This is a genomic window from Ketobacter sp. GenoA1 (assembly GCF_003671475.1).
In the GTDB taxonomy this organism is placed as follows: domain Bacteria; phylum Pseudomonadota; class Gammaproteobacteria; order Pseudomonadales; family Ketobacteraceae; genus Ketobacter.
On record NZ_RCHM01000032.1, the window covers coordinates 174178 to 198452 of the forward strand.

Sequence of the window (24275 nt, forward strand, 5' to 3'; positions counted from 1 at the left end):
GTTGCATAACTGACCAGGCCGTTGGCCCGGGGCCCGGAACGCATCGTTGCGCTCCAGCCCCCGCCCGGCGTGCTCTGTAGAAGAATCGCCCTAGCCGTGAACCGTTTTGGTGCATTTCTTGCTTATTTAACCATGATCAGTGTCTGGAGTTCGATTCTAGGGGTTGAAAGTATCCAACGCTTGTTCCTGAACCTAATCGCCGCGTTTTTCTGCAGCACTATGCGCGTGGTTTTCTGATCTCCTGACACATTAAGTGCTGAACGGCGCGGATTTCGCGGGCACACCTGCCGCGATTTTTATCGAGCGCCCCAATCAGGAGGAAACAATGCTTTTAGCGACCGATCTCGATGGTACCTTTCTAGCCGGTGACCCAGACAGTCGATTAAAACTCTATCAACTGGTGGTTTCCCACCCCGAAATTCAATTGGTGTTTGTCACCGGGCGCGGACTGGAATCCGTATTGCCGTTGTTATCCGACCCTACCCTGCCGCAACCGGATTACATTATTTGTGATGTGGGGGGGACCGTGGTGGACGGCCGCACCCAGCAACCGGTGCAGGCCATCCAGGGCGAGATTGATAATCTCTGGCCCGGTGAGCGTTTGATTGAGGAATCCGTTGCGCACATTGAAGGGCTGCAACGACAGGAAGTGCCGCAGGAACGCCGCTGTTCCTATTTTTGCAGCGTCGATGCCGTGACCGATGAACTGAAGGGCATTGTGGAAGATCTGGGATGTGATCTGTTGTATTCCTCGAACAAGTTCCTGGATGTTTTACCCCGGGGTGTGAACAAGGGCAAAACCCTGCGTAACCTGGTTGAACATCTGCAAATTGAACAAAGCCATGTGCTGGTGGCAGGGGATACCCTGAACGATCTTTCCCTGTTTGAGCAAGGCTATAACGGCGTGTGTGTCGGCGCCTCCGAAAAAGGGCTGCTCACCGCCACGGAAAATTCCACCCGGGTTCTGCATGCGCAAGCGCCAGGGTGCGGTGGTATTCTGGAAGCCATCGAACACTTTGGATTTCTCGGTACCAAGGGAATTGCCGCGGAAACCCAGGATGTACTGGAGCCGGGGCAATCGGATCTGGTGATTGTGTATCACCGCCTTCCTTACGAGGAAGTTGAGGAAAATGGGAAAATGATACGGCGCAGGCCCAAATCCCCCAACGGGATCATTCCCACTTTGCTGAGCTTCTTTTCCGATGACAAGCCCGGTTCCTGGGTCGCCTGGTCAGTGCATGAAGGTAAAGCATCGAGTTTTGAAACCCACACCGAGGTGGATGCGCAGAAATATCCCCATTTGGTGGCGGCAAGGGTGCCGCTCACCAAAAAAGAAGTGGACATATTCTACAAGCGCTTTTCCAAGGAAGCATTCTGGCCCACATTGCATACCTTTTGGGAGCGCGCCAATTTCCGTGAGGATCATTGGCAGGTGTTCCTGAAAGTGAACAAGGCCTTTGCCGAGCGCACGGCGGCGGAAGCCGCAGAGGGGGCAACCGTCTGGATTCACGATTACAACCTGTGGATGGTGCCGGCGTTTCTGCGGGAATTGCGGCCGGATGTGATCATTGCCTTTTTTCATCATACCTATTTTCCCTCGGCGGATGTGTTCAATGTGCTGCCCTGGCGGAAACAGATTGTCGGCAGCCTGATGCAGTGCGACGTCATTGGTTTTCATATTCCGCGGCAGGCCGAAAATTTTGTGGATGTGGCGCGCGGCGTGATGCCGGTGGAGGTCAAGGCCAAGGCCAATTGCGCACCGCGTTTCCTCACCTATGGTTGCGCCGTGGGGCTGGATGAAATGACCACGGAAATACAGGTCTATGATCGCCGCATCCGGCTGGTGGCACATCCGGTGGGGCTGGATTTAAAACGGGTTTCCTCCGCGTTGGACGATTCCGGTATTCAGGCCAAGATGGCGCAACTGCGGTATGAGTTCAGTCGCACCAAACTGATTCTGTCGGTGGAGCGCCTGGATTACACCAAGGGTATCCTGGAGAAGCTGGAAGCCTATGAGCGACTGTTGGCAGAGCATGATGAACTGCAGGGCAAAGTGTCGCTGTTTATGGTGTGTGTGCCTGCAGCCCAAGAGATGACCATCTACCGCAAATTGCAAAACCAGATCGAGCAGGCGGTGGGGCGCATCAATGGCCGCTTTGCCAAGGTTGGTTGGACTCCGGTGCAGTTTTTCTTCAGAGCGTTCCCCTTCGAAGAACTGGTGGCCTATTACACCATTGCCGATGTGATGTGGATTACACCGTTGCGGGATGGCCTGAATCTGGTGGCCAAGGAATACATTGCGGCCCAGGGCATGGCGGAAGGGAACGGGGTTCTGGTGTTGTCGGAGTTTGCCGGAGCCGCTGCCGAATTGCGTGGTGCGGTGCTGGCCAACCCCTATGATCCGCAGGAAATGGTCAATGCCTGTTATCTGGGGCTAACCATGAATAAGGATGAAGCACGCAGCCGCATTCGCGAGGCTTTTGATATTGTCGCCCATCATGATATCCAGCAATGGGGCGAGGATTTCTTTGATGCCGTGCGGGATTGCAAATCCAAGTTGCTGGATTTTGATTCCGAAAAAGAGCAGAAGCATGAAACCCAGGTGGCCTGAACCGGTGCATCACGGCACTGCAATTGCCTGGCAATAACTTAGGCAACGTGTAAACAATGCCGGGAAATACCCGGGTATTGCAAGAAGGGCGTCGTTTGGCGCCCTTCTTTTGTATTCAGATCAAAGCCTGCGGGTTACTTTGGATCAGGTGGCCCAGTTGCGCGGCATGCTGATCGGCGCCACCCAGGTAGGCTTCGTTTTTCTTGGCCCAGCTGAAGAAACGATGCACTGGATAATCCAGATCCTGACCAATACCGCCGTGAACGTGCAGGATGATGTGCGCCGCGATATGGCCGGATTCGCAGATCCAGAATTTGACGCTGTGAGCGGCAAGATTGGTTTCCAGCTCGTCGGCACCATTATCCAGAATGTCCAGCAAACGCCAGTACACGCCGCGCAGCGCTTCAATGGCCATATAGGCGTCGGCTGCCTGCTGGGAAACCGCCTGGAAGGCGGCCAGGGGGCGCCCGAACTGAGTGCGCTCGGTGGTGTATTGCGCCGCCCGCTGCAGGCCTTCCTGTAAAACCCCCAGCTGCAGCGCCGCCATGGCGGCAAAGGTGTGCTGACGTTGCCACTGCAACAGGGTTTCGGCCTCGCTGTGGGTGGCGATCAGGTTGCCGGGCGTCACGCTAACCCCATCGAAATACAGGTGGCCGCAGGCTTCGCCGTTGGTAGCCCGTTGCGCCGTGATGCTCAAACCCGCGCTGTCGGCCGCCACAAAGCCCACCCAATGGCCACCGTCATCCAGTTGCGCGCTCACCACAAAGCCCTGGGCCAGGCTCGCGTAACCCACCAGGTTGCTGTGGCCGCTCAGTTCCCAGCCGTCTCCACAGGCACGGGCGCTGAGCGGAGCCCGATTCTGCAAACCCTGGTAGGGGTGGGCCGTTGACAGGATTGTGTCGCCACTGATTACTCCCGGCAGCCAGCGCTGTTTCAAATCGTCGTTGGCAAAGCGGGCAATGGGCATGGCCGCCGCCACCACCGATTCCAGAATGGGGATGGGGGCAACGTTCCTGCCCTGCTGCTCCAGTATCAGGCACAGCTCAGTGATCCCCATGGCTGAGCCGCCGTATTCCAGCGGCAGGGTCGTGCCCAGCAAGCCGCTTTGCGCGACCTGTTGCCAGAGTTCCTGGTGCATGGGTTGAGGTGATTTATAAAGGTTCCGTATGGTTTCGTCAGCACACCAGTCGCGGAACATCCTTACTGCCACATCCTGGATGGATTGCTGATCTTCACTGTACTCAAAATTCATGATCGACTCCCGGCGCTGGTCAGACAATGGTATTGGGCATGCGTAAGGCGAAGGAGGCCGTCATGGAACGCATCACTTCCATTACGCCACCGCCCACCGTCATGATCTGGGCCGCACGGTAATCGTACTCCAGATGGCCATTAAACAACGCATCCGGGCTTTGATACTGTACGGCAATGTCTTCACCGGCCAGCTCCTGCAATTCCCGTAGAATGCGGATCTGTTCCAGGGTATTGAAGACCTTGCCACCGGAGGCCAGCCCCACATCGATTTTGTGTTCGTCCACCATGTTGGCATTGCGCAGGTTCAATACCTCCATGGCGTGCAGGCGGGCGTAGAGCGCCCCCATTTTGCTGGCCACCAGCGGGTCATCCAGGCGCCGTTTGCCGTCGGCATCCGTCTGCGACAGCGCCTGCAGCACATAACCGTATTGTTTGCGGGAAATGACAGACATGGCGGCCAGTACAATACGCTCGTGATTTAACTGCGAGGTGATGACCTTCCAACCCCCATTGACTTCCCCCACCACCCGGTTGGCGGGCACCTTAACGTTTTCGTAATAGGTCATATTGGTATCCACGCCGGCCAGGGTATGGATAGGCGCATGGCTGTAACCGGGATCATTGGCATCGACGATAAACAGGGTGATGCCATCGGACGGGCGTTTGCCTTCGTTACTGGTGCGGGCCGCCAGCCAGATGTATTCGCAATCATGGCCGGCACTGGTCCAGACCTTGGTGCCGTTGATGATCCAGTGTTCACCATCAAATTCAGCCTTGGTTTTCAGTGAGGCCAGGTCGGTGCCCGAACCGGGCTCGGTGTAGCCGATGGCAAAGATGCATTTACCGGCGGAAATCTGCGGCAGAAAGGTCTGCTTTTGCTCTTCGGTACCAAAGGCCATCAGCGAGGGGGCCACCGAGTTCAGGGTGATCAGCGGAAAAGGCGCGTGGGTTTTCCAGGCCTCTTCAAACAGAATCAACTGCTCAATGGCCGTGAAGTTTTTACCCCCGTACTGCTCGGGCCAGCCCAGTGTCAGCATGCCGTCGGCGCCCAGTTGCTCCACCAGGCCGCGGAATACCGGCCCCCCTTCTTTGCCCATACAGGCTGCTACCTTGTCCGGGCTCATCAGATTGGTGAAGTATTCACGCAGCTCCTGGCGCAGGGTCTGTTGATCTTGACTGAATCGGGTATCCATAATGCGTCATTCTTTTAAGTGAATTTGGATGTTGATTGAATAGGATAGTACTTATTATGCAACTATATTGCAAATATAATGCATATTTGTCTGGAAACGGTGCGCCAGGGTGATATACCGGCTGTGACATGTGCCTGCGGCGGAAGTGACACGTCAGCCGCGCCGGCGGGTAATGTGCCCCCCGGCAAACCCGCCATATGTCACAGTTTTGGCCGGGGAACCTGGCACCTTTGTTGAAACTATCCGGTTGAGCAGCAGTAAAACACAAAACCGGATTTCAATGAGGAAACACAATGCCACGCACCACTGTTCTACCGAATGCACATTTAATCGATGCTGACCTTAACCGTACCGCCAAAATGGCAAAGATCCAGGCCAAAGCGCTGGAAAACCAGGGCGCCTGCACCAAGATTTTTGTCCAGGGGGGCACCCCGAATGAAGCCAAGGGAAAGACCCAGATGGCGCAATTGGGGGTGGGAAAATATTATAAGCCCCAGGGTATGCACGGTGTGTGTAAGGCCATGTCTACCTTCTGGATAGCCAATCATGCCAACGATGAAGATTTCTGGGGCTGGTTGATTCAGGATGGTTTTGTCAAAGTCAGTTCTGCCGCCATGCTGATCGACGCCCATAAGCAGTCCAAAGCCAATGGCAATCAAACCCTGTGGGAAAACAATATACTGAAAACCGTGGGCATTATTTTGCAGGGCCACAGCAATGCCATGATTTTTGAGGATGTGGACACGGGGGCGACACCTTACGGCCGTGCGGTGCAGATGGTTAACCGTATTTTAAAAGGGCGCTGGGGTTACCGTTCCATTTCCATTCACCGCGAAGGCGGCGGTCATGCCATGGCGGCCTGGGTTGGTCAGGATGTCTGCTTTATGGATCCCAACTACGGCGAGTTCTGGTTTGAAACCGTAGACGGCTTCAGAAACTGGTTTATCGATTTCTGGGTCACCAGCGGCTATGCCACCAAATACGATGTGGATTGCCAGGTACTGAGCTACGGCAAAAGTATCAACTCAGTACGCGGACGTAATCACTGGATGTAAGTGGGATTACTTGCCGCCCCTGACGATACTGGCCCAGGTGGGGGTGGCATTGGCGGGCGGCGTTTGCGCCGGTGCCGGCGCTACTACCGGCGCTACTACCGGGGCTGGTGCCGGGGCCGGTGCGGGTACAGGAGCAGGGGCCACCACCGGAACAGGCGCAGCAATACGGTACTGATTCGACGGAAAGTCAATGCTGCGCGGATTATTATAGTTGTGATCGGCACAGCGGGCTGCCCAGTACAGATCGTAACTGTTGTCGGCGTTGTTGCGTTCAAACTGATAAAGGTAACGGGTGGCATTTCTGGCCTCCCCACTGCCCCGGGCAGCGATGCAAACGTACTTGCCGTTGCCGTGGGTGTATTCGTTGAACTGATGCAAATCGTATTCAAGAATCGATTCCCCGGATCGATCGGTGTCCCGGCATTGGCGCCAGTTGCCGATGATGGTTTGCAGGTGAGAATGGTTGATGGGCTTCCAGTCCCTGGGTCTCACCGATTGAAAATCGTTTTCTCCCTGTGGGCACATGCTGTGGCTCCTTTCAGATGGGGGGGTGGAAACCCATACTGGCATAAACTGCAGGTGGAGAAAATCGGAACTATTACCGCAGCCGGAGGCTAACCGGGCAACCCGGCAGCCGGTACCATTGTCGGTACCACAGTTCTTATGCCGGTTGCGCGGTGCCCCGGGCAGTGGCGTCCGGCTGGGGCTGCTGTGTGCCCTGTGCCCGTTGCCAGGCGTACTGGCCGGCACGGCGCCCGGAAAAAACACCATCGGCAATGGACAATCCGCTGACATAGGCATTGGATGCCACGCCGATGGCACTACGGCCGGCAGCAAATAAACCGGGAATGGGTTGGTTGTCGGCATCCAGCACCGATCCGGTCTGCTCGCATACCTTGAGCCCGCCGAGGGAAATCACTGAGGTGATGTCGCCTTTTCCGACGGACATATTGATGGCGTAGAACGGCCCTTGGGTGATGGTTTGCATGTCACCGGGGGCCTTGCCGAACTCGTCCTGGCGTTCACCACGGGCGGCAGCATTGTAATGCTCGATGGTGAGCTTCAGTTGCTGTCCATCAATCTTCAGGCGTGCTGCCAATTCATCCAGCGTCGCTGCCGACTTGGCGGTGCGTACAGCAGTTTTGGCCTGCATCCAGGTAACCAGGCGGGAGCTTTTCAGATTCAGGTTGGCCAGGCTGGATTCAAACAATGGTTTGTCCATTATCAGAATGCACTCGCCGTTGTTTTCCGCCATCATGCGGGTGCCGATTACCGCACCGTACATGGCTTCGTTGACATAACGTTTGCCCTGCAGGTTGACGATGGCCGCCTTGGGCCAGTCCTGGGGCGGATTAATGAAACGCCAGGCGGTGGCCGTTCCCAGGCGTTGTGCGACACCGCCCACACTGACCCCCAGGGCAATGCCGGCACCGGTGTCACCGGTGGTGCCCAGCTTCAGCGCCCGTTGAAAGTCAGGCAGGTATCGGGCGGTCATTTCTTTGTTGAGGATGAAGCCCCCGGCCGCGAGCACCACACCGCCCCCGGCGCGATAACGGACCGGGTGGGCGCAGCGCTGTTCCAGTGCAAACAATTTCTTGCGATAGCCCCGGGCAGCCGGGGCAAAATAAATCTGCGCGTAGGAGGCGAGGGTGGACAGCACCTTGTGTTTGAGGCCGGTCCAGCCGCCGGGCACCTGCATGGCCTCCACGCCGATGATCTCGCCGTTGTTGTTTTTGATCAGCCGGGTGACCCGGGTTCTGCGAATCGGGGTGACGCCTTTTTTCAATGCGCTCTTGATCAGCGGGCCGATAAAGGCCGGGCCGAAGGCGGTAAAACGCTTGATCCCATCAGCCAGGTGGCCCCTGGGGGCGGGTTTTGCATCCTGGGTATAGATCAGTTCATTGCCGGAATAATAGAGGCTGTGTCCGTGCACGGGGTAACTGGTTTTGTTGGGGAACAGTGTGCCGCTGTAGCGGGTGCCGTTGGCGGTGACAAAGTCAAAGTTGGCCGGGCTGTCGGTACAAAACCGGCGCAATGTGGCTTCACTGACCGCATCCTGTACCTCGTGGCGCAGGCAGTTGAACATGTTGTCCGGCGTGTCCTCTACCCCCAGCCGCCGCTGCAGGGCGGTGCCGCCGCCGGCGTACATGACGCTGCCGCTGCGGGCGGTGGTGCCACCCCCTTCAAAACGGTCGATGAAGGCAACCCTGGCGCCGCGATCGGCCGCCTCAATGGCCGAGCTGACCCCGGCGGCCCCCAATCCCACCACGATTACATCAAAGCTGTCATTCCAGTTCAGGCTGTCGGCCTCGGCGATCAGAGGCGGTTCCACCCCGGTACCGGGGAGCTGATCCAATTGCGTTGCGGTGGTTTCACTTGCCATGGAGCTTGCCTTCGTTATTGTTGTGGATACGCCAGAGCGGTTGCGCCAGTCTATCATTATGCTAGTATATTGCAAAAATAATTGCATAAATGGTGGTCGCCCACAGAATGCGGCCAATACAACAACCAATAACGAGTCCAGCCGACTGTAGAGAGGCCCCGTGAACAAGCTCGATCTGACCGATACCCGCAATCGTATTCTGCCCAAAATGCTGGCCATGCAAGCCCAGCAGGGGGGGGACACCGAGTTTTTGATCACCGATGAACGCCGCCTGACCTTTGCCCAGGCCGAAGCGGAATGTAATTGCATTGCCGCCGGTTTGCAGGCGCTGGGTGTGCAGGCCGGTGATCGGGTCTGCTTTTATCTGGACAGCGGTATTGAAACCGTGTTGCTGGCCCTGGCCACCAACAAGCTGGGGGCGGTGTGGGTGCCCATCAACACCGATTACAAAGGTGCCTGGTTGAGCGATACCCTGCAACGCAGTCGGGCCAAGGTACTGGTTACCGAAGTGGCATTGCTGGATCGTGTGGAGGCCGTCTCTGAAGCCCTGAGTGGCGAAAAACTGGTGGTGTTGGGGGCAGATGACCAGATCAGATTGCCGGGTGCCATCAGTTTTGCCGCCCTTGGTGATCATGCGCCCATCACGCCGGACTACACCGGCATGGACTACGGGGATACTTGTGCGGTGCTCTGGACCTCCGGCACCACCGGCAAATCAAAAGGTGTGTTGCAGAGCCATAATTGCTGGATTCGCCCTATCGCCCAGGCCGCTTCCCTTTACTTTGGCAGTCGTGAAGGGGATGTGATCTACAATGTGTTGCCGCTCTACAATTCCGGTGCCTGGATCACGGCGGTATTCAGAGCCTTGTACGAAGGCATTCCGGTGGTACTGGAAAAGCGCTTTTCGGTGACCACGTTCTGGGATCGCATACGGCATTTCGGTGCCACCCAAACCTTTACCCTGGGTGCCATGCACCACTTTTTGTTTAATGCACCGCCACAGCCGGATGATCGTGACAACCCGTTACGCATTGCCCAGATGGTGCCCATGCCGGAAGCCATGGTGGCGCCATTCTCCGAACGCTTCGGGGTAGAGCTGTTGCCCATGGGGTTGGGGCAGAGTGAAGCCATGCTGATCTGTACACCGGTGAATTGCCTGGGCAAAGTGCCGTTCAGTTCCCTGGGGATGCCGCTGGACGACACCGAGCTGGCACTGTTGGATGACGACGGTAATCCGGTGGCCGATGGTGAGGTGGGTGAAATCTGTATCAAGTGCCTTGAACCCAACCTGATATTTAACGGTTACTTTGATGATCCCAAAGCCACGCAGGAGGCGTTCAGGGATGGCTGGTATCACACCGGGGATGTAGGTAAGAAAGACCCCAGCGGTGCCTACTGGTTTGTGGATCGTAAAAAGGACGCGCTGCGTTTTGCCGGCCGTAACATTTCCACCATGGAAGTGGAGATGGTGTTGCGCAAACATCCACTGGTGAAGGATGTGGCGGCATTCGGAATACCATCAGATGAGGTGAAGGGGGAATCCCTGTTGAAATTGAATCTGGTGTTAAAGCCCGATGCGGATATTACCTACGAGCAAATGGCGGAGTACATCAACCAGAATGCCCCCTATTATTTTGTGCCGCAGTACATGGAATTTGTGGAGACCTTACCCTATACGCCCACCAACAAAGTGCAGAAGTTCAAGTTGCGCGAGCAGGGCATTACAGCGTCCACCTGGGTATTGAAAGAATCCAATTACACCGTGCAACGCTGAGTTTGGCGCAGAACAAAATGGCGGAAAAAAACAAGGGGCGCAGACTCTGGCCCCTTGATCAGTCGGCACCTGATGCATTGCCTCAAGCCACCTGTGTGCCGGCGGCCCTGTCATTCTGGCTGTCATCAAGGTTCAGCAACTTCATCATATTGCCGCCCATGATCTTGGCCTTGTCTTCGTCGCTGAAATTGGCCAGGCATTCCACCCAGTCAGCGGGCCTCGCCAGCCCTTCCGGATGCGGCCAGTCGCTGCCAAAAATGATGTGGTCCACCCCTACCATGGCCACCAGCCTGTCGACGTTTTCTTCAAAGTGGGGGTGGAACCAGACGTGTTTGCGGATGGTGTCGTGCGGGTGTTCGGTGAAAAGCTGGGGCGCCATTTTGTAGACGTGCTCCAGCCTATCCCACAGCGGATAAAGCCAGGCGACGCCGGTTTCCACATAGCAAACTTTCAATTTGGGGTGGCGATCGAATACGCCGTGGCAAATGAGGCCGGCCAGGTTATGGCCAACGGTGACCTGGTTCAGGTCCATCACCATCTCCAGCGGATCACTCTTTTTAAAGGGTTGATATTCCCCTTGCAGAGCCACCTCACTGCGTTGATGGCGCTCATACAGGTCGTACACGCCGTTATCGGAGTTATGAAAGGTGATGACAATATCGTGCGCTTCAAGCAGGGAATAGACGGGATCGAATTCCGCCGAACCCATACCGCGATTTCCATTTGCGCCGGGCACGTATGAGGGCCGCATCAACACAACTTTTGAGCCCTGCGCAGCAATCCATTTGGCTTCTTCCAGGGCTTTGTCGGCATCCATCAGGGTAATCACCGGCGTGGCGAAGAACTTGCCATCCTCACCAAAACCCCATTCATCCAGCATCCACCGGTTCAGGGAGTGAATCATGGCATGACACAGATCGGGATCCTCGTACATGTGTCCTTCCACCACCGAAGCCAGAGTCGGGAATATCAGGGTGCCACGGAGGCCATGTTGTTGCAGCAGTTGGTAGCGTTCTGCGGTCTTGATACGGTACTCAGGAATGCAGCGCTCTACCACCATAAAATCACGGTAGGATTTCCCATCCGGGTTGTTGCCCTTGAAATACTCCACCGTGCTGCCCGGTGCTGCCACCACCTCAAAGGTTGGGTTGGGGATGTAATCCGATAGTTTGCCGTTGACCATCATTTTTGTTCGGCCTTCAACGTCAACGAACTGCAGGGCTTGTTTGTACTGTTCCGGCAAGTAGCGCAGAAAGGATTCAGCCGATTCATAAAAATGGTTATCACAATCGAAATACTGTGGTGGGGCCGTCGTAGGCATAATGTGAATCTCCCGATTTATATAAGCAACATTGTTGTTTAGTTATGGTGTTGCAACATTATCGGTTCGGTCATGAAAACGCGTTGACTTAGGTCAAGAAACGAAAGCAGCACGGCGCTTTGTCGTAAACGATTGTTCAATATATGCAATTTGCTGTGCGGGGTTGCGCTGTTGCATGCAGTGGGATAAGACTGTGTGGGTAGTGGTGCGGGCAGTTGTGTGGGTAGTGGTGGTTTTTGCTTGTTCGGTATATTGAATTCTGATGTTGTTACCGGCTGCCCCCTGGCTGCACACAACCCACTATCAAAAAATACAAACCAACATAATAAAAATGAGACAAGGAATGTATGATGCCAACGCAAATTGATTCCCGCGTGATGCTAAGGCTGCTTATCCTGTGGTTGGCCAGCCTCACTGTATTACTGTCGCCGAGCAGCCACGCAGATGCCCTGGTGGCACAGCCGCTGTTGACCCCAATACCGGATAATGCCGGCCTCAAGCAACGACCGTTCATCTCATCCATTCTTGATTTATCCCAATATGGTTATGTTGAGCGTGAATTTCAGATGTCCGGCACCGCCAATCTTTACGATGCCGATGGCCGCTGGCGCAGTGATGGGCTTTGGAATACCACCATTGCCCAGGCGGATGTACCCTATGCAACGCGCCTGCTGGTACGTCGTCCAGCCGATCCGCAACAGTTCAACGGCATTGTCGTGGTGGAATGGCTCAACAATACGGCGTTTATGGACGTGGATGTAATCTGGGCGCAATCCCATGATGAGTTGTTGCGGGAGGGGTATGCCTGGATCGGAGTCAGTGCTCAGTTCTTCGGTGTCACCATGTTGAAATCCTGGGACAGGGAACGTTACGGTGAATTGAGCCTACCCAATGATGGGGTGTCTTATGATCTTTTCTCGCAAGCGGCCAACGCCGTGCGCAATCAATCGGCGTTGTTGCTGGATGGATTGCCGGTAAAGGGAATAATCGGGGCGGGAGAATCCCAGTCAGCCATCCGGCTGACCACTTACGTCAACGCCTTTCAGGCCCAGGCAGTGCAGATGTACGATGCCATCTTGCTGTATTCCCGTTTTGCCCTGGCGGCACCTTTAAAAGCCGGTATCAGCCTGGTGTCCCCTTCGCGGGTATACATTCGCCCGGATAATCGCCTTAAGATTCTGCAGTTTGAAACCGAGCAGGATATTTTTATGTTCCTGTTCCGACTGGCGCGGCAGGCAGACACCGAGTATTTGCGTAGCTGGGAGTTGCCCGGTGCATCCCATTACGATGCCTATGGGGTGGGCAATCTTCTGCCCCAGTACCAGCGGGACTTTCCGGCGCTATCCACCATTCAGTTGGTATGCCGCAACTCCCTCAATCAGATTCCGCAGCATTATGTTGTGAACGCCGCGCTGTCTGCCATGAGCCAATGGATTACCGGCGGTGAGCCTCCGCCACAATCTGACCGCATTGAATACCGTAACTGGAAGGTGGTGCGGGATGAACACGGCAATGCTCTGGGCGGAATCCGTTTGCCGCACCTGGAGGTGCCAACGGCAACCCACAACTATGCCAATTACGGTGTGATCGGCAGTGGAGGAAATTTTTTGGTAAACTCCTTTGCCTGCCCGTTCCTGGGCAACTCGGTACCCTTCGATCAGAAAAAACTGGCCGCATTGTATTCCTCCCATGAGGAATACGTTGCCCGCTTCACGGCGGCAGCGGGCGTTGCGCTGGAACAGGGCTTTTTGTTGCCCGCAGATTTTGCCGCGGCAGTAGCCGAAGCCCAGGCTGCGCAAGTGCCTTGGTAAGTCGGCTTAGTAAGTCGCCAGCAATCGGGGCGGCTCATGAAAACCTGAAGGATAATCAGCCAATAAGCGGCGCAGCTGGTGAACTCACATTGAGTTTGCCGGATAACGCCATGATTGATTTGATTATTTTGGTGAACCATATGGCGGTGCTTTTTAACTCCCCATTAATCTGACGTGAATGGGAAATCTTTCATAGGCTTTCTTTGTATATCCCGGATTTCAGGGTGGCGTTAAGGAAGGACTATCCCATGAATGTTTCAGTTAAAGTTCCCGCTTTTTCATTATCCGTATCATCGTGGCTATTACTGCTGGCGATGGTGCAGGGGCTTCTGCTTACAGGCTGCTCATCACACAGCGCCAGGATGGTGGACCAGGTTGAGCAGCAAAGCAGTGATCAGCAGCGAATCGATCAGGTGCTGTCGGCCTTGCAGGTGACCGAGGCGCGCCTGGCCAAGGCCCAGGCTGATCACGTAGAAACCTATGCTCCGGATCAAATGGCCCAGGCCCGCAGTGCGTTGGCAGAGGCGCGTCGTTATGCGGAGCGTTTCCAGGCGGATCCGGACAACGTCAATAAATCCATTTCATTGTTCTTCGGCGATTCGATGGGTGGCCAGGCTTTGTCGTTGCTGGCCCAGGCCAATGAAGCCTTGTCCAGGGCGGAAGCCAACAAGCGGCAGGCGGATTCCATTTTTGCCGAAGCAAATGAAAACTTCACCTGGTTGAAGAAGTTTCAGGCACCGGTGCATTTCCGGTATGAGTATCAGGAATTGGAGCGCGCTCAGATCAGCCTCGTAGAATATGTGGCGGATGGAAGGTCAGACAAGGCGGTGCAGGGTCTGCCGCGATTGTTGCAGAGGCAACGGGCGTTGGAGATAGCCGCCGCCCAGCGTTTTTATCTGTACGAGTTGAGCCGTCAGGTAGAGTGGCACGAGCATGCCTTGGTGGGGCGCTATGCGGCGTTGAGCTACAGTAACGCGCTGGGCGCCCTGAATAAAGCCAACAGGGTGGTGGCACAGAATAGCCGTGATGAAGCCGCTATTCTGGCTGCAAAACGGGAGGCTGAGTTCTCGCTTGCCATTGCCAGTGCCGTGGCTGCGGATATGCAGAAACTGGTGAATATGGATCGTCAATCCATGGAGCGCTGGTTGATATTACTGACCACCAAGTTGCATACCATGGCCGGTGCCATCGGTGCCGATGATGTGCGCGATCAGGAGTTGATGACACAGGTGGATCTGTTAACGGCCGCTGCGCAACACAATAAGGATGGGCAGCCTGCAGGTCGGCCTACAGCACAAAAGGCTGAGTCAGAGTTAGTGGCAGAGGCAGAAAAAGGGGCAGTTAAAGAGGTAGATAAAAATACAGATAAAGGCACAGCTAATCAGGCAGCAACAGAGGAAATCAATCAACGGGTGGCCGAGTTGGAGCAGTCGCTGGAAGCCAAGGTGAAGGCGTTAACCGAACAGCTGCAGGCCATACAGGCGGCCAATCAGCGCGCAGAGGCGCAGGCAGAACCTGCGGCCGAACCGGAGCTGTAGCCGGCCTGTAACATCGGCCCGGCCCTGGGGCAGAGCCGGCATCTAGGCTTACGTGTCTTGTTGTACCTGTTGTAACGCGGTTTGCAGATTGGCCACCGTGCGCTCGATGTTCTGCAGTTTATCCAGACCGAACAGGCCGATTCGGAAAGATCGGTAATCCGCCGGTTCATCACATTGCAATGGCACCCCGGCGGCCACCTGCAATCCCTGTTGCAGAAACGGCTTTCCAGTTTGCAGTGTTGCGTCATCGGTGTAGAACACAGCCACACCGGGGGCGCCGAAACCATCCGCGGCCACGCTCTGGTAACCCTGTTGCGCAAACAGTTCCCGCACCCGTTTACCCAGTTCCAGCTGTTGCTGCCGCAGGTTGTCCAGGCCCAGGGCCTTGGTTTCCAGCATAGTGTCACGGAATTTTTTCAAGGCGTCGGTGGGCATGGTGGCATGATAGGCGTGGCCACCGTTTTCGTAAGCCTCCATGATCTGCAGCCATTTTTTCAGATCGCAGGCAAAGCTGCTGCTGTTTGTCTGTTCAATGCGATCGCGGGCCTCTTTACCCAGCATTACCAGAGCGCTGCAGGGCGACGCACTCCAGCCTTTTTGCGGTGCGGAAATCAGGATGTCCACCTGGTTGGCCTCCATGTCCACCCACACTGTGCCTGAGGCGATGCAATCCAGTACGAACAACCCCCCTACCTGGTGAACGGCTTCCCCCACCGCCTTGATATAGGCATCGGGCAACATGATACCCGAAGCCGTTTCCACATGGGGTGCAAATACCAGATCGGGTTTCTCCGTCAGGATGGTGTTCACCACCTCATCGATGGCCGCCGGGGCAAAGGGTGAATGGGGGGCATCGCTTTGCGGCTTGGCTTTCAGCACTGTACAGCTGGCGGGAATGCTGCCGGCTTCAAAGATCTGACTCCAGCGAAAACTGAACCAGCCATTGCGGATCACCAGGCAACGTTTGTCGTGGGCGAACTGGCGAGCCACCGCCTCCATACCATAGGTGCCACCGCCGGGCACCACCACCACAGCCTCGGCCTGGTAGACCTCTTTCAGGTTTTCTGAGATATCCCGCATCACCTGCTGGAACTGTTGGGACATGTGGTTCAACGAACGGTCGGTGAATACAACGGAGTATTCCAAAAGTCCATCGGGGTCGATATGGGGTAACAATCCGGGCACGGTTGTCTCCTTGGCTGGTCAGAATGGGCTGAAAATGTCAGGGGCGAAGCTTCGCATAAATGCCCCGGCTTATAAATATGTTGTTGGGCACAATTGCTATGGATGTGTACGTATATACAGTGGACAGGGGCCGCACAAAGCAAGACCATAATTTGGATATGCCGGGGGTAGCGTGATTTGGTCCTTGGAAATCACGAAGGTTTGGTTCATTAAGTTGCTGTACCAATATTTCACTGGCGGTGCATCAATTCGGAACAGCAAAAGTTTTTTGGTTGCAGGTAGAGATGTGGATTGCATTGGTTGGTTGTACTGGTCATTAAAAAGTTTGCTTGTGTCTTACGTACGGCCCTGATAAGCCCCAGAACAATCTTTCGAATATAGCAGTGACCCCTGGATGGAGGTAATTTTGTCGACAATAGAATTTTCCAAAGATGAAAAGGAAATATTAGCCCAGAAAATTCAAGCATATTTCAGAGACGAGCTTAACTCCGAGATCGGTCAGTTTGATGCGCTGTTTCTCCTGGATTTTGTATCGGAAGAAATTGGTTCGTATTTTTACAATAGGGGGCTCTATGATGCCCAGGCAATACTTCAAAAACGAGTTGAAGATATAAACGAATCAATTTTGGAGTTAGAGAAGATTACTGAATTCAGGCGCTAATAAAAAAGGTGGTTGTTGTGCTTTTTTTGCGCTTACAGATTTTGAATCAAAGCTAATGAAAACAGACAGGCTTATATTAAGAGATTGGACAGATAACGATTTAGAGCCATTTGCTGAGTTGAATGCTGATCCAGAGGTTATGGAATTTTTTCCAAGCGTACTTTCTCGGTCAGAGAGTGATGAGCTTGCACGAGCAATTCGTAATAAGATCAGAATTGAAGGGTGGGGGCCTTGGGCTGTTGAGCTTAGATCGTCCGGTGAGTTTATTGGTGTGGTAGGCCTGCAAAAAACCAATATGGCGTTACCTTTTTCGCCCAGTGTTGAGGTCGCGTGGCGCTTGGCAAAATCATACTGGGGCAATGGTTATGCGACGGAGGCGGCAACCGCTTCGTTAAGCTATGCTGCAAATACGTTAAATATCAATCAAGTCGTATCGTTTACCGCTAAAGTTAACACGCGCTCACAAGCTGTCATGAAGAAGATCGGTATGTATTCTGCTGGTTATGAATTTGACCATCCCGATGTTCCCATTGATAGCCCGTTATGCTGTCATGTTTTATATAAGATTGATTTCAATTAGGTGCTGAATCCCACCCTATAACATACCCATCAAGCAGGGTTCCGGCCTCTACACTGCGTATGGAGAGGGAGGTTGGCCCGGGCACTTTCAAACCTGCAACAACACACTAATGCCGGTTAATGAACCATCCCTGCAGGGGCGCTAATGTCTACTATAATCAATCACATAGAGTCACTATTTCATCTGATGGTTTTGTATTTTGATTCGCTATCTTATTGATTTACCGCTTAAATTCAAATTCTGGCTGCTAAATGGCGTGAGCTTTGCCGCGCTGTTGATTTTGGTGCTGTCTGCCCTGGTGGATTACCGGCAGGGGATGTTGCAACAGGCCGTACGACAGGCGGAGCAGACCTTGTCGCTGGTGGCCGGGGCCGATACCGCCACCTCTCCCCGTATGCCGTTTGCGGTGCCGGGTCTGTTTGAGGTGGAAGGTGGCCGCGCATCCTGGCTCGGCTCCCCTGATTCCTCCATGACCACCGGGGATCTGCAGCAACGCTGGGCCCTGGTGGGCAAGCAGGCCGGGGCGGCGGCAAAACCGGCCAGTGGGTTCGATGATGCCCTGGCGGGCCGTAATTGGCTCAGCCGGGTCTGGCACGATGTGTTCGTGGCCGATGACCTGCGCTACCTCAGTTATCGCACCCGGGGTGGCCGCACCCTGGGCCTGGCTCTGAAGCAGCCATCATTGCTGGAGCTGGCTTTGGATAAGGCGCCCTACTATGCGGTGTTGGTTTTTCTTGCCATGTTGGTGGTGCTGTTTTGCTCCCAGATGCTGATCCAGTTTGTGTCCAAACCCATGCAGCTGCTGCGGGATACCATGAATGAAGTGCAGCAGCGGGGCGATCTGCGGGTGAGCGTGGAATCCCGCTCCCGTGATGAAGTGGGTCAGATGACCGAAGCCTTCAATGGCATGGTGAAAGATCTGGCGCGAATTGTGACCGAGATCCGTTCGGCTGCCATGACCATGGACGTGATGTCGAAGAATCTGGTGCAGGAGGTGGATGGCAATGCCCGTAGTATTGAGGTGCAACAGGGCGAAGCCACCCGCCTGGTGGATGCCATTACCCATATGGCGGCCAACAACCAGCACGTGCAGGATAACGCCACGGACAACAACCAGCGTTCCCTGGCCTCGGTGACGGTGGCGGCAGAAGGTAATCAGCAGATTGAATACGTGGTGGAATCCATCACCCGGTTGGCGGCCGACATTCGCGAAAGTGCCGAAGTGGTACAGCAACTGGCGGAGGAAACCGGGGCCATCAGTAGCGCGTTGGACGTGATCAATTCCATTGCAGAGCAGACTAATCTACTGGCGCTGAACGCCGCGATTGAGGCTGCCCGCGCCGGCGAGCAGGGCCGGGGCTTTGCGGTGGTGGCCGATGAGGTGCGTAACCTGGCCCGGCGGGTGCAGGATTCCACCGAGGAAATCAAAGTCATGCTGCATAAGCTGGAATCCAGCTCCAGCACGGCGGTGGAAGTAATGAATGCCCGTTCCGATGCAGCGCAACGTTGTGTTGAGCAGGCGGACAGCGCCGACAAGGTGATCCATGAAATCGCCAGTAACGTGCAGGCCATAAACGATGCCAACGGGCAAATTGCGCAGAGCATCATTCAACAGACCAAAACGGTGGAAGACGTCAGCGGCAGCGTCACCAAACTCAGTGAGGAGATGGAGTCCGTATCGGAAAGCGTCAAGCGCAATGCCGGAGCAGCGCAGATTCTGGCGGAACTCTCCAGCCGGATGGCGAAGGTGATCGAGCACCTCAAACTCTGATTCAGGCACAATGCCAACTGCCTGCTAAAACAGTTTTTTCACCAGCCGCACCAGGGTGCCGAAGCCCGGCAGCTTTTCGTAGACACCTTCTGCGGCATCCCAGTAATCCACATGGCGTTGCACTTTACCATCGGCGGCAAAGTGCAACAAACTGCCGCCGTGAATGCATTGTGGTTTGCCCAGGATGCTGAAGCGAAAATCCCAGTTGATGAAGGCTTTGTCACCCTGTTGGATTTTTTCATGCACCTCGAACGAGAGATCTTTCAGTTTCAGCATGTCTTTAAACAATTCACGCAACTGGTCACGGTTGTGTACCTCGTTAAACGGGTCGCGGAAATAACAGTCTTCGGTGTAATACTGGTCCAGTTGGTTAATGGAATCGGCATTGAAGTTTTCGAACAGATCTAGCAGCGCGTCCATGTTGGCTCCTGATTGATTAAACCTGAAGTGTATGCCATCGGGTCAGAAAATTTTACCGGGGTTTAACAAGTGTAAAGGATCCAGTGCCTGTTTGATGGCTTGCATCACGGCAATGCCCGCCGCGCCTTTCTCCTGCAGCAGGTAATCCTTTTTACCCAGGCCGATGCCGTGTTCACCGGTACAGGTGCCACCCAATTGATGGGCCCGCTGAATCAGGCGTTGGTTAATGCGCTGTGCTTTTTGCAGCAGCCGGTCATCCTGTGGGGGAATGCTGAACAGCAGATGAAAGTTACCATCCCCCACATGCCCCACAATGGGAATATCAAGCTGCTCGCCGGCCAGGTCTGCCTGTGTGGCCTCGATACACTCCGCCAGGGCGGACAGGGGCACACAGACGTCGGTTACCCAGCCTTTGCCGTCGGGCACCTGGGCCAGTGCCGCATAGTAGGCGTTGTGGCGGGCATGCCACATCTGTTTCTTTTCTTCTTCGCGTTCGGTCCAGACGAAATCGAATCCGGCTTGCGCCCGGCACAGGGTGTTGGCGGTGTCGACCTGTTCACCAAGGGCATTGGCCGTACCGTGAAATTCGATGAACAGTGTGGGTTGCTCCGGGTAGTGTGTCCGGCAGTACCGGTTAACAGCGCGTAAACTACCGGCATCCAACAGCTCCAGTCGTGCCACCGGAACATTGTGCTGGATCATGCTGATTACTGCGTTCACCGCCTGCTGCACGCTGGCAAACTGCACCCGGGCAGCGGTGACCTGCTCCGGAATAGCGTACAGTTTCAGTTGTATGGCGCTGATCAGGGCAAGGGTGCCTTCCGAGCCCACCAGCAAATCTCCCAGATTGTATCCGGCGCTGGATTTGCGGGCGCCGCTGCCGGTGGTGATGCATTCACCGTTGGCCAGTACCGCCCGCAGGGACAGGACATTGTGTTTCATGCTGCCGTAACGCAGGGTGGTGGTGCCGGAGGCGCCGGTGGCCACCATACCGCCGAGGCTGGCATTGGCGCCGGGGTCCACCGGAAAGAACAAGCCCTGATGCCTTAGTTGGTGATTCAGCTGTTCCCGGGTCACACCGGGTTCCACCACGCAATTCTGGTCGGCGGCATTGATCGCCAGAATGCGGTTCATGGGGGAGAAATCGATGCACAAACCCCCTTCCAGGCATTGCAGTTGCCCTTCAACGCTGGTGCCGGCGCCAAAGGCCACCATGGGCGTGTGATGTTGATGGCACAGGCGCACCACGCGGATCAGTTCTGCCTCCGATTCCACGAAGGCCACCGCCGCAGGCGGTGCGGGGGGATGGTGGCTTTCCCCATGGCCGTGCTGGCGGCAGATGTCTCGGTTGCAGGACAGCCGTGGCCCCAGCAGCTGGCTCAGCTGGGTATGCAGATCAGGTACCAGATGGGGCACGGTGTTCGCTGGTGTTTCGGGCATAGTGCACCGGGTCTTCAAGTGGGCTTGCCCTGCATCTTAACCCAGCCTGCAGGGGGATTGCAGGTTGCCGGAGTGGTCGATTCGGCCCTGATTCCTTGAGCGTTCGCGCCATTGATTTGGGTTATCACCCTGATTAGGCTCTAAAGCAGACTCCATAAGAATAATGTTCAAACCGTTTCAGAGGGATACCAACATGCCATATTACCCGGCAATCAAAAACCTGGGAGACATCGCCCGCTTCCATGGCCGCCAGCGGCCCAACGCCACCGCCTTTATTTTCGGCGATCGCACCACCACCTACCGGGCCTATGATGAACACACCAACCAGATTGCCAACGGTCTGCTGGCACTGGATCTAGCGCCTCAATCCCGCATTGCGGTGATGGGCAAGAATTCCGACTGGTACTACGAGCTGCTGATCGGTGCGGCCAAGGCCGGCATGGTGACCGTGGGGATCAACTGGCGCCTGGCACCACCGGAAGTGGCGTACATTCTCCAGGATGCGGAGGCACCGGTGCTTTTGCTGGAGCGGGAGTTCCTGCCTCTGTACGAGCAAATCAAAGGGCAGATGGGCCATGTGAAAAAGGTGATTTTGCTGGAAAACAGCGCCGATCAATACGAGAGCTTCCCGGCCTGGCGGGATGCGCAATCCACGGTGGACCCTGCGGTGGAAGTGCAACCCGACGCTGTGGCGGTGCAGATGTACACCAGCGGCACCACCGGCCATCCCAAGGGCGTTATGGTGTCCCATTATGCTTTCTATGCCTTGAATGAAGCCCAGGAACATTCCGGCCAGCCGGAAGAGGAGTGGACCACCTGGAGCGCCGATGACGTCAGCCTCAACGCCATGCCCAATTTCCACATCGGCGGCACAGGCTGGGCCCTGATCGGCCTTTATGCCGGCGCCAAAAACGTGGTGTTGAGTGAGTTCACCCCGGCTGCTTGCCTGCAGGCCATCCGCGATCACGGCATCAGCAAGATGTTCATTGTACCGGCGGCCATGCAGTTTGTGCTGGCGGACCCCACCTGCAAGGACACGGATTTCTCCACCCTGAAATACATGGTGTATGGTGCTTCTCCCATTCCATTGCCGTTACTGAAACAGGCCATGGAGGTGTTTCAGTGTGGGTTCGTGCAGCTATACGGTATGACCGAAACCATCGGCTATGGCACCTACCTGCCGGCGGAAGATCACGATCCCAACGGCAATCCGCGGATGCGCTCTGCCGGCAAAACCCGCCCCGGCATAGAAGTGGAGATCAAGGATAAATCCGGCAATATCGTGCCCCGTGGCACCATCGGCGAAATCTGCATCAAATCGCCGTCTAATATGCTGGGCTACTGGAAGCGACCGCAGGCCACCGAATCCACCCTGATCGATGGTTGGATTCATACCGGTGATGCGGGCTACAAGGATGAGGACGGTTATGTCTACGTGCAGGATCGCATCAAGGACATGGTGCTGTCCGGGGGTGAAAACGTCTACCCGGCGGAAGTGGAAAGTGCTCTGTTCGACATGGACGCGGTGGCCGATGTGGCGGTGATTGGTGTGCCCGATGACAAGTGGGGCGAGGCGGTGAAAGCCTGTGTGGTGCTGAAGCCCGGTGCGGACGCGTCCGCCGATGACATCATCGCCTTTGCCCGGCAGAGAATCGCTGGTTACAAGGTGCCCAAGTCAGTGGATTTCCTGGATGCTCTGCCCCGCAATCCCTCTGGTAAATTGCTGAAGCGGGAGCTGCGCAAGCCATACTGGGAAGGCCGGGAGCGGCAGGTAAACTAGGACAGAGCCCGCAAAGGCTGAGACAGAATATGAAGCTTGTTTCCTGATGGATACCTTGCTAACCTGAGCAGAACTCATGGGTTCTGTTCAGGGCCCATCTGATTCTGCGCCTGCCAGTCGTCAACTGCAGCGAATAACATGCAGCGGCAATCAAGGCGTTTTCTGTGGCAAGGCGTTTTCTGTGGGAGGGAACAGTCATGAACATGAGCGTCAACCAGAATATCCGCTACGTCTCCCGTATGGGGGATATCAACCGGCCGCAGCTTAAAACCGTGCGCCGGGCCTTCAAGTTGATCTACGGCAGTGATCCTCATCCCACTGCGGCACAGATGCAGGATATCGAGCGGCATATGCTGATGGGGGATCCGTTGGCCGATGCGGTGGTGCAGATGTACAAGGATCTGAACCCCGGCGAGGGTCGCAAGCTGCTGGATCAGGCGCTGGAGCAGGGCATCGCAAGCATTGCGAATCCGCCCCAACCGTTGCTCGATCTGTTTGCCCAGGTGGATGATGAGCCCATCTGGCTGGATCGTGACAAGCTGAAACTGGGTTGTGATGTTTCCCGTCGTGTGGGCCCCTATGGCGAACTGGTGTTGCGCAATCTGGCGTTGATGGGCGGCTATCTGGGTGGGGCGGCGGCCAAGCCCCTGGTGTTTACCGGGCAACTGGACAAGCGCACCCCCAGGCGTTTGGTGGAAACCGGAAAATTCTGGATGGACGTGACCACCGTGGGCGGCCTGGAACGTGATCAGGACGGTTTCAAAAGTGCCGTGCGGGTGCGCCTGATGCATGCCCAGGTGCGGCGTATGCTGCTGGATTCCAGTAAGTGGGATCCGGCCTGGGGGCACCCCCTGAACCAATGGGACAGCATGGCCACCATTTTGGAATTTTCATCGATTTTTCTTACCGGTTTGCGCGCCATCGGTTTCTTGTTCACCAAACGGGAGCGCGAAGCCGTGATTCATCTGTGGCGCTATGTGGGCTATCTGATGGGTGTGGAGGAGCGTGTGCTGCCGGCCTGCGAGGCGGACTCCATGCGCGCGTTGTATCACACCATTGCCACCGTCTGCGACGCCGATGCCGATACCCTGGCGCTGGGACAGTCGCTGGCCAGTGCCCCTCCCACCATTGATGGGGATGCCTGGTGGCAACAGCGGCTGGGGGATCTGGAGCAAACCCTGCGGGCCGGTTACAGTCGATTTATCCTGGGTGACAGGGCGGGGGATCAGTTGGGCTTGCGGAACAATCGCCTGGCCAAGTATTTCTGGCCGGCCCAGGCACCGCTGCGGATGGGATCGGAGCTGCTGCGCATGTCGATCCCCGGCGCCAATCAATGGCTGGTGAAGCTGGCGGAAAAAGCCGCCCGTGAGCAGTTTCCGGAGCGTGTCAAAGCCACCCGGGCGGATACCACCTTCACCCCGGTTACCCGTTTGGCACGTTGATCAAGGGCCCCGGTTTCGGGGCCTGATTTGACAACGTCCGGTTAACGCTTCACCAT

18 protein-coding genes are annotated in these 24275 nt (G+C 55.8%); 10 read left to right on the top strand and 8 right to left on the bottom strand.

From position 1 onward, the window contains the following. The first annotated feature begins 325 nt into the window (after positions 1-325). Positions 326-2611 (top strand): glucosylglycerol-phosphate synthase, encoded by a 2286-nt coding sequence (gene ggpS / locus D9N13_RS13675; RefSeq protein ID WP_290591071.1) that lies wholly within the window; start codon positions 326-328, stop codon positions 2609-2611. A 115-nt stretch (positions 2612-2726) separates the two neighbouring features. Here the strand turns inward: ggpS and D9N13_RS13680 are convergent, their stop codons facing one another. Further along, positions 2727-3863 carry an acyl-CoA dehydrogenase family protein gene (locus D9N13_RS13680; protein ID WP_290591073.1) on the bottom strand — a complete coding sequence of 379 codons (1137 nt, stop codon included), beginning with the start codon at positions 3861-3863 and terminating at the stop codon, positions 2727-2729. Positions 3864-3882: 19 nt separating this feature from the next. Then, entirely contained in the window at positions 3883-5058 is a 1176-nt protein-coding gene (locus tag D9N13_RS13685) for an acyl-CoA dehydrogenase family protein (protein WP_290591076.1), read from the bottom strand. Between the two features lie 293 nt (positions 5059-5351). On the opposite strand from D9N13_RS13685, the gene D9N13_RS13690 reads away from it, so the two are divergent. Continuing rightward, complete coding sequence (locus tag D9N13_RS13690) at positions 5352-6113, top strand: YopT-type cysteine protease domain-containing protein (protein ID WP_290591079.1); 762 nt, start codon at positions 5352-5354, stop codon at positions 6111-6113. A 6-nt stretch (positions 6114-6119) separates the two neighbouring features. Here D9N13_RS13690 and D9N13_RS13695 read toward each other — a convergent pair whose 3' ends face one another. Together D9N13_RS13695 and D9N13_RS13700 are read right to left on the bottom strand one after the other, a co-directional pair. Beyond that, positions 6120-6638, bottom strand: coding sequence for a hypothetical protein (locus D9N13_RS13695; RefSeq protein WP_290591082.1), 519 nt, complete (start codon positions 6636-6638; stop codon positions 6120-6122). Positions 6639-6774: 136 nt separating this feature from the next. After that, positions 6775-8496 (bottom strand): FAD-binding protein, encoded by a 1722-nt coding sequence (locus D9N13_RS13700; protein WP_290591085.1) that lies wholly within the window; start codon positions 8494-8496, stop codon positions 6775-6777. Between the two features lie 160 nt (positions 8497-8656). Here D9N13_RS13700 and D9N13_RS13705 point away from each other — a divergent pair, with 160 nt between their 5' ends. Continuing rightward, positions 8657-10270: an AMP-binding protein gene (locus D9N13_RS13705; protein WP_290591088.1), complete on the top strand. Its 1614-nt coding sequence runs from the start codon at positions 8657-8659 to the stop codon at positions 10268-10270. Between the two features lie 82 nt (positions 10271-10352). Here D9N13_RS13705 and D9N13_RS13710 read toward each other — a convergent pair whose 3' ends face one another. Then, positions 10353-11591, bottom strand: coding sequence for an amidohydrolase family protein (locus D9N13_RS13710; protein WP_290591091.1), 1239 nt, complete (start codon positions 11589-11591; stop codon positions 10353-10355). Between the two features lie 350 nt (positions 11592-11941). On the opposite strand from D9N13_RS13710, the gene D9N13_RS13715 reads away from it, so the two are divergent. Continuing rightward, the gene (locus tag D9N13_RS13715; protein ID WP_290591094.1) at positions 11942-13402 is read left to right on the top strand and encodes an alpha/beta hydrolase domain-containing protein; all 1461 of its coding nucleotides are present in this window, start codon (positions 11942-11944) and stop codon (positions 13400-13402) included. 248 nt (positions 13403-13650) lie between these two features. Continuing rightward, entirely contained in the window at positions 13651-14940 is a 1290-nt protein-coding gene (locus tag D9N13_RS13720; protein ID WP_290591097.1) for a hypothetical protein, read from the top strand. A gap of 48 nt (positions 14941-14988) precedes the next feature. On the opposite strand, the gene D9N13_RS13725 is transcribed toward D9N13_RS13720, so the two are convergent. Continuing rightward, the gene (locus D9N13_RS13725; protein ID WP_290591100.1) at positions 14989-16125 is read right to left on the bottom strand and encodes an aminotransferase class V-fold PLP-dependent enzyme; all 1137 of its coding nucleotides are present in this window, start codon (positions 16123-16125) and stop codon (positions 14989-14991) included. Between the two features lie 406 nt (positions 16126-16531). Here D9N13_RS13725 and D9N13_RS13730 point away from each other — a divergent pair, with 406 nt between their 5' ends. The 3 genes from D9N13_RS13730 (at position 16532) to D9N13_RS13740 (ending at position 19137) form a co-directional block, all read left to right on the top strand. Next, the gene (locus D9N13_RS13730; protein WP_290591103.1) at positions 16532-16786 is read left to right on the top strand and encodes a DUF2164 domain-containing protein; all 255 of its coding nucleotides are present in this window, start codon (positions 16532-16534) and stop codon (positions 16784-16786) included. Positions 16787-16841: 55 nt separating this feature from the next. Then, positions 16842-17366 carry a GNAT family N-acetyltransferase gene (locus tag D9N13_RS13735; protein WP_290591106.1) on the top strand — a complete coding sequence of 175 codons (525 nt, stop codon included), beginning with the start codon at positions 16842-16844 and terminating at the stop codon, positions 17364-17366. A 199-nt stretch (positions 17367-17565) separates the two neighbouring features. Further along, complete coding sequence (locus tag D9N13_RS13740) at positions 17566-19137, top strand: methyl-accepting chemotaxis protein (RefSeq protein WP_290591109.1); 1572 nt, start codon at positions 17566-17568, stop codon at positions 19135-19137. A gap of 24 nt (positions 19138-19161) precedes the next feature. Here the strand turns inward: D9N13_RS13740 and D9N13_RS13745 are convergent, their stop codons facing one another. Beyond that, positions 19162-19557 carry a nuclear transport factor 2 family protein gene (locus D9N13_RS13745; protein ID WP_290591116.1) on the bottom strand — a complete coding sequence of 132 codons (396 nt, stop codon included), beginning with the start codon at positions 19555-19557 and terminating at the stop codon, positions 19162-19164. Positions 19558-19599: 42 nt separating this feature from the next. Beyond that, positions 19600-20997, bottom strand: a complete 1398-nt coding sequence (locus tag D9N13_RS13750) for an FAD-binding oxidoreductase (protein ID WP_290591123.1) — start codon at positions 20995-20997, stop codon at positions 19600-19602. A 193-nt stretch (positions 20998-21190) separates the two neighbouring features. On the opposite strand from D9N13_RS13750, the gene D9N13_RS13755 reads away from it, so the two are divergent. After that, complete coding sequence (locus D9N13_RS13755; RefSeq protein ID WP_290591127.1) at positions 21191-22777, top strand: fatty acid--CoA ligase; 1587 nt, start codon at positions 21191-21193, stop codon at positions 22775-22777. A 197-nt stretch (positions 22778-22974) separates the two neighbouring features. Continuing rightward, entirely contained in the window at positions 22975-24219 is a 1245-nt protein-coding gene (locus D9N13_RS13760) for an oxygenase MpaB family protein (RefSeq protein WP_290591130.1), read from the top strand. Positions 24220-24275 lie beyond the last annotated feature (56 nt).